This window comes from Anaerococcus nagyae (genome assembly GCF_040364225.1).
In the GTDB taxonomy this organism is placed as follows: Bacteria; Bacillota; Clostridia; order Tissierellales; family Peptoniphilaceae; genus Anaerococcus; species Anaerococcus nagyae.
Window position 1 is genome coordinate 1,659,759 of the sequence record NZ_AP031484.1, and the last position, 11,708, is coordinate 1,671,466.

The 11,708-nt window shown below is 30.4% G+C and carries 12 protein-coding genes and 1 riboswitch; of the genes, 3 read left to right on the top strand and 9 right to left on the bottom strand.

All coding sequences use genetic code 11. The features are described from left to right. Position 1 precedes the first annotated feature (1 nt). The 7 genes from ABXG81_RS08085 to ABXG81_RS08115 all read right to left on the bottom strand — a co-directional run bounded on the left by ABXG81_RS08085 (position 2) and on the right by ABXG81_RS08115 (position 6,766). Positions 2-1,120 (bottom strand): EpsG family protein, encoded by a 1,119-nt coding sequence (locus ABXG81_RS08085; protein ID WP_117520181.1) that lies wholly within the window; start codon positions 1,118-1,120, stop codon positions 2-4. Positions 1,121-1,619: 499 nt separating this feature from the next. Next, positions 1,620-2,726 (bottom strand): alanine dehydrogenase, encoded by a 1,107-nt coding sequence (gene ald, locus ABXG81_RS08090; protein WP_288223110.1) that lies wholly within the window; start codon positions 2,724-2,726, stop codon positions 1,620-1,622. 96 nt (positions 2,727-2,822) lie between these two features. Then, entirely contained in the window at positions 2,823-3,473 is a 651-nt protein-coding gene (locus tag ABXG81_RS08095) for a metal-dependent transcriptional regulator (RefSeq protein ID WP_353528754.1), read from the bottom strand. 36 nt (positions 3,474-3,509) lie between these two features. Then, positions 3,510-4,346 (bottom strand): metal ABC transporter permease, encoded by an 837-nt coding sequence (locus tag ABXG81_RS08100; RefSeq protein WP_117520187.1) that lies wholly within the window; start codon positions 4,344-4,346, stop codon positions 3,510-3,512. Positions 4,347-4,349: 3 nt separating this feature from the next. Then, a complete protein-coding gene (locus tag ABXG81_RS08105; RefSeq protein ID WP_353528755.1) occupies positions 4,350-5,198 on the bottom strand; it encodes a metal ABC transporter permease in 849 nt (282 codons plus the stop codon). A gap of 2 nt (positions 5,199-5,200) precedes the next feature. Continuing rightward, a complete protein-coding gene (locus ABXG81_RS08110) occupies positions 5,201-5,908 on the bottom strand; it encodes an ABC transporter ATP-binding protein (RefSeq protein WP_288223108.1) in 708 nt (235 codons plus the stop codon). A gap of 6 nt (positions 5,909-5,914) precedes the next feature. Next, positions 5,915-6,766, bottom strand: coding sequence for a zinc ABC transporter substrate-binding protein (locus ABXG81_RS08115; protein ID WP_353528756.1), 852 nt, complete (start codon positions 6,764-6,766; stop codon positions 5,915-5,917). 244 nt (positions 6,767-7,010) lie between these two features. Here ABXG81_RS08115 and ABXG81_RS08120 point away from each other — a divergent pair, with 244 nt between their 5' ends. After that, the gene (locus ABXG81_RS08120; protein WP_117520195.1) at positions 7,011-7,838 is read left to right on the top strand and encodes a Cof-type HAD-IIB family hydrolase; all 828 of its coding nucleotides are present in this window, start codon (positions 7,011-7,013) and stop codon (positions 7,836-7,838) included. Between the two features lie 35 nt (positions 7,839-7,873). Here ABXG81_RS08120 and ABXG81_RS08125 read toward each other — a convergent pair whose 3' ends face one another. Continuing rightward, the gene (locus tag ABXG81_RS08125) at positions 7,874-8,431 is read right to left on the bottom strand and encodes a hypothetical protein (protein ID WP_353528757.1); all 558 of its coding nucleotides are present in this window, start codon (positions 8,429-8,431) and stop codon (positions 7,874-7,876) included. A 102-nt stretch (positions 8,432-8,533) separates the two neighbouring features. On the opposite strand from ABXG81_RS08125, the gene ABXG81_RS08130 reads away from it, so the two are divergent. After that, positions 8,534-9,100, top strand: coding sequence for a DUF3783 domain-containing protein (locus ABXG81_RS08130; RefSeq protein ID WP_353528758.1), 567 nt, complete (start codon positions 8,534-8,536; stop codon positions 9,098-9,100). Between the two features lie 30 nt (positions 9,101-9,130). Here the strand turns inward: ABXG81_RS08130 and ABXG81_RS08135 are convergent, their stop codons facing one another. Beyond that, a complete protein-coding gene (locus ABXG81_RS08135) occupies positions 9,131-10,324 on the bottom strand; it encodes a cation:proton antiporter (protein ID WP_353528759.1) in 1,194 nt (397 codons plus the stop codon). Between the two features lie 37 nt (positions 10,325-10,361). After that, a riboswitch (Fluoride riboswitch) is annotated at positions 10,362-10,433 on the bottom strand. 93 nt (positions 10,434-10,526) lie between these two features. On the opposite strand from ABXG81_RS08135, the gene ABXG81_RS08140 reads away from it, so the two are divergent. Further along, the gene (locus tag ABXG81_RS08140) at positions 10,527-11,675 is read left to right on the top strand and encodes a hypothetical protein (protein WP_316115850.1); all 1,149 of its coding nucleotides are present in this window, start codon (positions 10,527-10,529) and stop codon (positions 11,673-11,675) included. Positions 11,676-11,708: the final 33 nt, after the last annotated feature.

Sequence of the window (11,708 nt, forward strand, 5' to 3'; positions counted from 1 at the left end):
CTTACCTTAACGAATGGATAGCATTTAAGTTTGTAAAGAAAAAATCATAAGCTGGTGCCTTAGCCATTAAAAATATGGCATAAGGAATTAAAAATATTAGAACACTTAATCCTATCAAAAATCTGCCCAGCTCATCTTCCTCTTTTATTTCTTCCATAACAAGTGGTATGTAAATAATCTCTAATATTGTAAAAAATGTTGAAAATCTGAAAGCTATAGCTATAGATGATCTAAATACTAATAACACTAAAAGACTAAACCAAATAGCCTTGTTACTCGCTTCTTTCATAGATAATTTATCGAAACTCTTTTTGTTAAAATACATTAAGCTTGTCATAAATAAAGCTATAACAAAAATTATCCTAGGATCATAAAATTTCATAGCTCCTGCAAATTTTCCTGTAAAAGTATAGGTCATTACCTTAGTAGACATTCTTCCAAGTCCTATTGCTGCTAATATATTAGCTAGCATTCTAAACATAAAACTAGAAAATACCGATATAACAAAGGCTAAACCTGCTGTAATAATCTTAAAAAGATTGCCTATACTAAAAGACATAAAAAATAAAAATGGCAAGAGAATTATACTCGCTCTATGAAAACTAAAGGCAAATAGAAAAAATAAAAAGCTCTTTAGCCATCTTTTTTCACTAAAAGAATGTATACTTATTAGTCCAAGCCCCACAGCACTAGCAGTTCTTGCAGTCTGCATATCAAACTGGATAAATATAGGTAAAAATATTAAGGCTGATAGAAAAGGATTTGGACTATACTTTAAACTTATAAAGGCTACAGGAATAATAGATAAAATATTCATAAGTACAATTATCCACTGACGTGATAAGCTTAAAATATTTATTAGATAGGAAAATAATCTAAAAGAAAATTCTACAGGATATGAAAAATTCATAACTTTAGAAAAATCAGTTCCTATATCACGGGCAAACCACAAATAATTATAGTAATCCGCATCTCCAGAACCACGAAAGGCTGCAAAGATAAACATGATAAAAAACATTAACCCTGCTAAAAGTTTCTTCTCCCTTTCATCTTTAAATTTTATTAAAGTATTTATTAAAAACAAGCTTAGTTCACTAAGCGTAAATAAAGTAAATCCCATATGCTCCTCTTATTCTAGAAATATTATAACAGATATCAAGACTATTAAAAATATAAATTTAATCTTACTTTGTAATAATACGATAAACATTATATATTTTTTATTAAAATAAATATAACTTAACAAATACTTTACAAATCTCTTATGTTTCTAAAACAATTATCCACTATCATACTTAATAAGGAAACAGTTATAGTTCAACGTATTAATTTTCATCGCAATGCGTACTCTTCCTTAATAAAAAATTATATAAACTGTTTACCTATATGTGCAAAGGTCCTTACCCTCAAACTTTTGTGCTCTCTCACTTAAACTCTTCTTAGCATATATTTTGCAAACTCCGTGAGAGCTTTCAACAGTCAACATGAAGCGTTGGCTGTTTTATTATTAAGGAAGTCTCTTTCTTCCAATCACTAATTTATTAAATATTTAATAAAATTTTACATTAAAAAATAGAGCTGTTTGACCAGCTCTATTTTTTAATGTATTTGTAAACATATTACATATTTATTTCTTTGTATTCCATTTCAAGGTCTTCTGCTACTGGTTCGTAAGCTATGCTTCCTTCAAATGTATTAATACCACTGATTATTTCTGGGAATCTTTCACAAGCTGTTTTTAGGCCATTATCCGCTATAGCTTTTGCATATCTTGTTGTAGCATTGCTTAATGCGTAAGTACTTGTTCTAGCAACCGCACCTGGTATATTTGCTACAGCATAGTGAACTACTCCATATTCATTAAACACTGGATTAGAGTGTGATGTTGGTCTATTCTTAGTAAGGTCTGTAGAACCACCTTGGTCAATAGCAACGTCTACTACTACTGAGCCTTCTTTCATCTCTTTTACATATTCTTCTTTGATAAGTTGTGGAGCTTTACGTCCTGGGATTAATACTGTAGAAATTACTAAGTCTGCATTTTTAGTAGCTTCTTTGATATTAAGTGGATTTGAATAAAGTGTTTCTACCTTATCTGGGAATATGTTTGTGATCTCTGTAAGTGCATCAATATTAACATCTAGAACTGTAACTCTAGCTCCCATACCAACTGCTATTCTTGTTGCAGCTGTACCTACTGTACCAGCTCCTACTACAACTACGTTTGCAGGTCTAACACCTGGTACACCTTGAAGTAGGATTCCTTCTCCACCTTCTGGACTTGTTAGATATCTTGCACCTTCTTGTACAGCCATACGTCCAGCAATTTCTGACATTGGACGTAGTAATGGAAGTTTATTTTCTAGTTGAACAGTTTCATAACCTATACCTATAACTTTATTATCCACTAAAGCTTTAGCTAGTTTTTCATTGCTTGCTAGGTGAAGGTAAGTATAAAGTATAAGACCTTCTCTAAAGTATTGGTATTCCTCTTCTAAAGGTTCTTTAACTTTATAGATCATGTCAGATTTTTCCCAAACTTCTTTTGCAGTATCTAAAATTTCTGCTCCAGCTTCTTTATAATCTTCATCTGAAATACCTGATCCTATTCCTGCACCTTTTTCGATGTAAACTGTATTATTTTTACTTAGTTCTAATACAGACCCTGGTATAACAGCAACTCTGTTTTCATTATCCTTTATTTCTTTTGGTATTCCTATAATCATATTTTAACTCCTTATATACTATTTAACGAATTCTCTTTGTGACTTTAATTTTATACCCATTTATAATAAATATTAAAACTTGCAATATAATAAGTTTTATTTTTCATCTAATAAATATATATCTTTACTAGCTTTCGGAGAGATTCTTATTTCCTTATTTTTAGTTTTAACAATAACCGTATTATCAAAGTTATCATAAGCAATAAGTTTTATTTTATCGCCTATTTTTATATCAATAGATTCGCAATACTCAAGTAAATCTCTTTTATCTCTTATTCTACTAATTATATACTCTTTATCCGGATTTGCTTGATTCATTTTTATAAGATCCTTTGAAGAACTTTCATTGTTAATAAAAATAACTGAACCATGAGGGCAATAATCAGGATATCCTAGATAAGCATTTAACTTGTCTAATAATTCATCATCTGTTACAGATTGCAAATTATTCGCTATAGGATGGACATCTTTCCAAGAAAATTCTAGTTCCTTTTCAAGAAAGTACTCCCATAATCTATGCTTTGATAAAATCTTTTTTGTTAAAGCTAGACCACTATCTGTTAGTATATTCTCTTTGCTATTTTTAACTAGACCTTGGTCTTTAAGTTTTTTAAGCATCTCTGTAACTGAAGATGGAGCCAAGTCAAGCTGTTCACTTATGGACTTATTAGTTACTTTCTCACCTTCTCCCATCAGTTTGAAAATTGTTATTAAATAATCTTCCTTTTGTGAATTTACTTCTGACATATGTCTAAATTTCCTTATCTAACTACTAAATATTCCTTAATTTGTATATTTAATATACTTCTTAACTAAAAGTATAGCTAGATAAGTAATCATATTGATAAATGCAATAAAACCTGCCACAGAAACATTTAAGAATAGGGCAAGATAAAATCCCACTATAGAATTTATAGCTGCTATAATGCAGGCCACTATAAGCGCTGATTTTAAACTCTTTACAAGTTGAAGACTACTAGCTCCAGGCCCTATAAAAAACGATATAACTAGTATAGCACCCACACTATTAAAAGAAATAACTGATGTGATACTAGTTAATGTCATCAGTCCATAAAATAAAAAACTAGTTGGTATGCCTATCAAATAAGCAAAATTATTATCAAAAGTAGATATTTTTAACTTCTGATAATTAATAATTATAAAAAGTATAGTCAATATCAAAATTAATATTCCATAAACTATTGCCACAGATATCTGATGACCAAATATATTAGCAGTTACTAAAGAGGAAAATAAAACTTCCCCCATCAAAACAACATCAGTATCTAGATGAACATTCCTAAAAAACTTACTAATAAGTATTACGGCAAGCGCAAAAAATATTGGAAATACCATACCTATGGCATCATCATATTTACTAATTCCTCTTTTACCTATATTTTCTACTAGATAAACTGTCAGTAAACCTATTAAAGATGCACCTATTATTAATAAAGGAGAGTCTAAATCTTTAACTAAAAAATATGCCAAAACTATACCTAACAATACCGTATGACTTATGGCATCTGTAAGCATAGAAAGATTTCTCAAAATCAAGAATACACCAAGTAAGGAGCAAGTTATTGAAGTTATTATTAAAACTATAAGTGAATCAATCATAAGCTAGCTCCTTATCTTTAAAAATTTTGTAAATGTAATTACAAGAATAGCTATAAATCCTTGGCAAAGAATAATAGTAGGCCCTGTAGAAAATCCAACATATGCTGTTGATATAATACTTCCAACTACTGATGCAAGGACTGATAAAAGGCTAGAGATTATCAAAACTCCTATAAATTTATCACTTAACTTTGCAGCAGTAATAGTAGGTATTATTAATAGAGAGCTAATAAGTATTACACCACAAGTTTTTATCCCAAGACCAATGACTAGAATAGTCATAAATAAAATTAAGTAATCTAATTTATTGGTTCTTATACTCATCATTTCAGCAAATTCTCTATCAAATAAATAACACTTTATATCTCTATAATTTAAGATAATTATAGAGATACAAATCAAAAAAGCTATAGCAAGCAAAAAAATATCTTCTTTCATAAGATAAGCTGCTTGCCCAAAAATATACTTATCAAGTCCTGCCTTACTAGCTTGAGAATAAACAGGATTACCCTGAATATATGACTTAAGAAGTAATCCAAGGCCAAAAAATCCTGTTAAATGTATGGCCATATTTGCATCAGCTCCAATTTTACTATTCCTATTAGAATACTGTATCAGAAAATAAGAAAGGCTAGCTGTAAGCATAGCGCCTATAAGTAAAATCGTTGGATTTTTTTGACCACTTAACATAAAACTTAAGATTATGCCTGGATATGTTGAATGACCTAAAGCATCCCCAATAAGAGATTGAGATTTATAAACATTCAGGGAACCTACTATAGCAGATATTATTGCCAAAAGAGAGGTTCCTATTAATATTATCTTAAAAGAGTATAAACTCAAAAGCTTCATAGCTAACTCCTAAATCCAAGGTTAATTACTTCATCAATTTTATTAATGAACAAAGGTCCACAATATTTGATATTCTTATTCAAAACAACAAGATTATCAAAATATTTATTGAGAGTATATATATTATGATGAACAGCTATAATTGTTTTTCCTCTTTTTTGTAGTCTCAAAAATTCATCTGATATAATATCTTCTGTTTTCATATCAACTCCTGTTAGGGGTTCATCTAGTATATAAATATCAGCATCAGAAACCAAGGCTCTTGCTAAAAAGACTCTTTGCTTTTGCCCACCTGATAGATTATTGATTTGCCTATTTTTTAAATCTGCTATGCCCATTTCCTCTAGGGCAGCCATAGCTAAAGCTTTTTCTTTATTAGATATACGACCAAAGGACTTCATTTTTTTATACATTCCCATCATAACAACATCTATTACAGTGGTTGGAAATTGCCAATTTACAGAATCTTTTTGAGGAACATAGGCAATAGATGTCTTAACTTCTTCTAAAGATTTATTCAAAATTTTAATCTCCCCTCTATCCTTTTTTATTAGACCCAAGATAGCTTTGATAAAAGTAGACTTGCCAGCTCCATTTGATCCTACTATTGCACTTCTTGTATTAATGGGAATCTTGACATTTATATTATCTAAAACCAAATTATTACCATAAGAAACATCAAGATTTTTTACCTCTATTGCATAATCCATTTCTACCTACTTTAAATTATCGACCATAAGATCTATATTATGCTTATACATTTTAATATATGTGTCAGCCTCACCAGATTTAGCTGATAAAGAATCCGAATAAAGTTCTTGACCCTCTCCACCTACTACCTTAGTTTCAAAACCCTTGCTTTTTACTATGTCAGCTAATTTCTGCATTCTTTCCGGATTTGTGGTAGATTCTGCAAAAATGGCCTTTATTTTTTTATCAGCAATAAAACTTGCTGTATCCTCTAAGTCTTTATTAGATAACTCAGAATCTGTAGATACACCTTGTGGTGCCATAACACTTATATCATATTTTCTTGAAAAATAATTAAAGGCATCATGAGGTGTTATTAAATATCTTTTATCTTCTGGTAACTCATTTAATCTATCTACTACATAAGTATTTAAATCATCGAGTTTGGCTAAGTACTTTTTGCAATTAGTATCAATTAAATCTTGCATTTTTTCATCATTCTTGTAAAGTTCTTTTAATTTATTAGCTGTATTGGTAAAAGCTTCCTTATAAAGGTCAATATCAAACCAAAAATGTGGGTCAACTATAGTTTCTCCATCTTCATCCATCTGACCTATATCTTTTTTATCAAAAGTTTCAGTTATAGGATAACCAACAGCCTCTAAAGCATCTACCATTTTCCCTTCGAAGTGAAGACCATGATATAAAACTAAATCAGCATCTTTAAGTTTTTTTAAATCTTCTGGTTTGGCAACATAAAGATGAGGGTCTTCTCCAGCAGGTATAATCAGCTCAATATCTGCTTTATCCCCAATAAGTTCATTTACCATATCCGCTATAAATGTAGTAGTAACTGTAATAGATTTCTTATCAGTCACTTCTTTTGTATTTATCTTTGCTCGAGTATCATCATTATTTATATCTTTTTTTATTAGAACAAGCTACCAAACTTGCCATAATCAAAATCAACGCTAAAATTCTTTTCTTCATATTTTACTCCTTATATTTGTTTCATTCAGGAATATTATAATATATTTTTCGCATTTTGTAAATACATTTTTAGGTAAACCTAATTATTTAGAGCTATATGCTTGTCTTACTTATTAAAGGTATAGTTCTACTATGATTAAATTAATAACCATTGATGTGGATGGCACCCTTGTTACACCACTAAAAAGACTTACAAGTGAAAATATAAAGGCTATAGACAAGGCTCGTGATATGGGAGTACATATAGCTTTAGCATCCGGCAGACCTTATTCTGGTATGAAATCCATTAACAAAAAAATTGGTTTAGATAGAAAGGGCAATTTTACTGTCTGCCAAAATGGATCATATATTTTTGATAATGCAAGCCACAAGCCTATTTCAGGCACTTTCCAAAATCCAGTAGACTTAAAAATTGTAGATGATCTAGTAAAAGATTTTAATGTAGAAGTTTCTGCAATGGATCATGAGGGATTTTATTCAAGACACAAAAAGCCGAGTATTTATACTAAAATAGATGCTAGAATATCAAAACTCCCTATAACCTATGTAAAATACGATGATTTTGCTGATAATAAAACTTTTGGTCGTATCTTAATCTTAGGTAAAAGATCTGCTGTAGATAAACTTTATAGCAATATGCCAAAGGATCTTTGCGAAAAATATTATGCTGTTAGAACAGCCCCATTTTTAATTGAAGTAATGAATAAAAAGACCAATAAAGGATATGCCATATCCGTAATGGCAGAGGATTTAGGTATAAAACAAGAGGAAATAATGAGCATTGGTAACGAGAGAAATGATATACCCATGCTAGAGCAAGCTGGATTTGCAGTAGCTATGGAAAATTCTGTAGCAGAATTAAAATCACACGCAGATTTTATAACAAAATCTAACCGAAAATCAGGTGTTGGATTTGCTATTAATAAATTGATAGATAATAATTTAGAAAAATTCACATAAAAAGAGCGTTTCATAAAAAACACTCTTTTCTTTCACTATTTTTTCTTATTATCTTTCTTTGGCTCTACTATAGAACCTTTATAATCATCTTTAATATATTCATCAAGTTCTTTTTCTTTAGAAATTTCGTAAACAGTTTTCTTCTTTTCAGCTTCTAGTCTTCTAATTATAGTTTGAACTGTTCTCTTAGATTTTGTGATATCAAATTGCTTAAAACGCATATTAGTCTTAATAGCAACATCACTCGGCTTACTATTAGCTGAAGAAAATTCACTCATTTTGCTTGGTAATGAAATCTTATTAGCTAATCTTTCATCAAATAAAAGTAAATTTGCATGAAAATCTAATAACGCTTGCTGTGCACGATCAATATTGCTATTAACAGCACTAACCTTATTTCCTCTTAAGAAATTTCCTAAAAAATTTCCTCTAAGAGCTTCATGAGATGAATAATCATATTTGCTATCGATTTTTCTTTCCGCTCTATCTAATTGATTAAAAACATCTTTTGCTTGTCTTAATAAACTTTCTACTTGCTTTAATTTTAATTGATAATCTGGTCTTTGGTAACCAGCTGTTGTTTTAATTGCCATAGTCCCTCCCTATGTCTAGTATTTATGATACTTATACCCAGATTTATTATTTGTTTATCATTTGCTTATAAAGTATAGTTGTTTTAGTAAAGTGAGGAAATTATGACAAAAGTTTTATTATATAATATTAAAAAAGATTACGACATAGAAAAATTTAAGGAGCTTGCTGATAGCAAAGACATTGAAATTATTCGTGTTGAAAAAGATGATATTGATCAAAACATTGGCTATCTTTTAGGTTTCGATGGCTATAAAAAAAATGATAAAGATTTAGAATTTGATGCAAGTTTAGATTTTCCATTCATACTTTTTGCAGGATTTGATCGCGATCAATTATTTGAATTCTTAGATCTAATGAGAGAAAATGGTCTTGCTATACAACATAAGGCAGGAGAGACGGAAAATAATGTTAAATGGACCTTGCGTGAACTACTTACTGAAAATGATAAAGAAGCAAAAACCATGGGCCTTATTCACAGCATTAATGGGTTATTAGCCAGAGCAAGCGAATTAAAAGAAGAACATGGAGAAGATCCTAAACTTAAAGGATTAGTAGATGAAATGCAAGCATACTTTGATAATTCAAGCCTCTTTGAACTAGAAGTAGCCCAACAATATTATCTAAAACTCGCCAATGAAGTTGCTAGAGTAGAAGAATCTTATAAGTAAAATGAGGTGCTTTTGAAAAACGATAATCATTTATCGTTTTTCAAAAGTTCCCTTTTTAAGTAGCTTCTTATAAGTCTTATCTGTTAGTATTGCACCTATAGGTGCTGTAATTAGTATTGCTATTACTGATACTGACAAGATTAAATTTCCACTAGAAAGACCCATGGATAAAGCTACAGGTCCTATGGCTGCCTGGACTGTGGCTTTTGGTAAATAGGCGAATGATGTAAATAATCTTTCATCTTTATTTAGATTTGTTCCTAAAAGGGAAACATTTACTCCAATCATCCTAAATATCAAACCTATTAAAATTAATAATACGGCTAGTATTCCAGCTTCTTTTACATATGACATGTCTACAGATATTCCTACTAGTACAAATAAAAATAGCTCAAATACTTTCCATAGTCTGTCATATGAACTTAAAAGTTCTTTTGTTAAAGTTTCATCTTTCCTATTAATAGTCATCCCACTGACCATAATTGCTATTAAGGCTGCCATAGCTATATAGTTTTCTATTAAATTTTGAAATTTCATCATCAAAAATGAAGTACTTATAAAAATCATTGCCTTATAAATAGAATTAATATAAATTTTATTAAATAAAATAGCTAAAATTTTTCCAACTATAATCCCAAATAAAATTCCTGTAAATATAGAAATAGGAATATTTATAAAGCTCATAGCTGATAATTCACCTCCAGTTTTTAGAGCTAAAAAAGAGGAGAAAAATACTATTACAAATACATCATCTACACTAGCTCCAGCTAAAATCATCTCAGGAATACTTTTATCTCTTCCATACCCCTCATCCATAAGTTTTATCATTCGTGGCACAACTATAGCTGGGCTTACTGCTGCTAAAACTGCTGCAAGTATACCTGCGTCTATAGTGTCTATCTTAAATATCATCTTGCCAAAAATAATTAATCCTAGCATCTCAAAAGTAGCTGGCAAAAAGCTTAAAAAAATAGCTGGACGTCCAACTTTTTTTAGTTTATCAAAGTTTAAAGAAAGTCCCGCACGAGTCAATATAGTTACCAAGGCAATTTGCCTTAAATCAGCACTTAAATTTACAATATTTTCACTAACAAGCCCAAATTGATTAGGACTTATTAATATCCCCGCAATGAGCATGCCGATAATAGGTGCAAGCCCTATTTTTTCTGAAAATCTTGCAAAAATAATACCAAAAATAAAAATAATAGCTATATCTGTTAACATAAAATCTCCTCATATTAAAAAAAAGCTGATACTATCTGCACTCGCAGAAGTCATCAGCTTTTAGCGGTTTTGAATAATTTCATGGAAGAACTTCATTTCCATTTCTATAATAAATTTTACTAATATCTCTATATTTTACAAGTATTAATAGACAATATTTTGTTAATCTATTATAATTATACATATTAGAAAAGAGGTTATAATGAATAATCAGAGAAAATACATAAAAAATATTAGCAAGGAAAATTTTATATTCATAGTCCTATTTTTCGGATTTTTTATCCCTATCGCAAAAACAATGGGCCTTACTAATATGCTTTCAACAATTATGAGTCAAGCCTTTGATTTACTTATAAACACTTGTCTTTATCTTATGGCAATATGTGTATTAACAGGAGCTCTATCAGCTTTATTTGCTGAGTTTGGATTTATTGCCTTAATAGATGTCCTGCTTTCAAAAATAATGAAGCCTATCTATAATCTTCCAGGAGCATCTTCTCTAGGTATATTAAATTGTTATTTGTCAGATAACCCATCAATATTAACTCTGGCAGATGAGGAAAACTTTAAATCACTATTTAAAAAGTTTCAACTACCATCTTTGACTAATCTAGGGACATCATTTGGCATGGGACTAATAGTTACTACTAGCCTAGGTGCCTTACCACTAGAAAAAGCTGGCAAAGCTGCTCTTATAGGAAATCTTGGAGCTTTCATAGGTTCTATTGTAAGCGTTAGAATGATGCAATCTTTTACTAAAAAAGAATATGGAACAGAAGAAATGGTAAATGTAGAGTCACTTAAAGATTTGCCTAAAGATTCTAGAACTATTCGAAATGGCTCTGTTGGAGTAAGATTTATAGAAGCTTTACTCGATGGTGGCAAGTCTGGTGTAAACATGGGAGTATCAATAATTCCAGGTGTTATAAGTATATGCACTATCATAATGCTTCTAACAAATACAGCAAATCCTGATGGGATTTATACAGGTGCCATTAATGAAGGTATTCCTGTTCTACCATGGATAGGAAATAAGCTTTCTTTTATATTAAATCCTTTATTTGGATTTACTCATAGTGAATCAATAGCAGTTCCAATAACAGCCCTAGGATCTGCGGGGGCAGCTATGGGCGTTGCTAAAGGACTTGTAACTTCTAATCTTGCAAGCGCCAATGACTTAGCAGTGTTCACAGCAATTTGCATGTGCTGGTCAGGATATTTATCCACCCATGTTGCAATGATGGATGCTATTGGATCAAAAGATCTTACTGGTAAAGCCATTTTGTCACATACAATTGGTGGTATCGTTGCTGGCTTTTCAGCTCACTTGATATTTATGGTGCTTGCTTAGTTATGATTTTCATATATTTTTATTAAATATTAT

Coding starts and splice junctions, on each gene's coding strand:
- ABXG81_RS08085 (WP_117520181.1), bottom strand. CDS start 1,120: ATGGGATTTACTTTATTTACGCTTAGTGAACTAAGCTTGTTTTTAATA.
- ABXG81_RS08105 (WP_353528755.1), bottom strand. CDS start 5,198: ATGAAGCTTTTGAGTTTATACTCTTTTAAGATAATATTAATAGGAACC.
- ABXG81_RS08135 (WP_353528759.1), bottom strand. CDS start 10,324: ATGTTAACAGATATAGCTATTATTTTTATTTTTGGTATTATTTTTGCA.
- ABXG81_RS08140 (WP_316115850.1), top strand. CDS start 10,527: ATGAATAATCAGAGAAAATACATAAAAAATATTAGCAAGGAAAATTTT.
- ABXG81_RS08130 (WP_353528758.1), top strand. CDS start 8,534: ATGACAAAAGTTTTATTATATAATATTAAAAAAGATTACGACATAGAA.
- ABXG81_RS08110 (WP_288223108.1), bottom strand. CDS start 5,908: ATGGATTATGCAATAGAGGTAAAAAATCTTGATGTTTCTTATGGTAAT.
- ald (WP_288223110.1), bottom strand. CDS start 2,726: ATGATTATAGGAATACCAAAAGAAATAAAGGATAATGAAAACAGAGTT.
- ABXG81_RS08095 (WP_353528754.1), bottom strand. CDS start 3,473: ATGTCAGAAGTAAATTCACAAAAGGAAGATTATTTAATAACAATTTTC.
- ABXG81_RS08120 (WP_117520195.1), top strand. CDS start 7,011: ATGATTAAATTAATAACCATTGATGTGGATGGCACCCTTGTTACACCA.
- ABXG81_RS08125 (WP_353528757.1), bottom strand. CDS start 8,431: ATGGCAATTAAAACAACAGCTGGTTACCAAAGACCAGATTATCAATTA.
- ABXG81_RS08100 (WP_117520187.1), bottom strand. CDS start 4,346: ATGATTGATTCACTTATAGTTTTAATAATAACTTCAATAACTTGCTCC.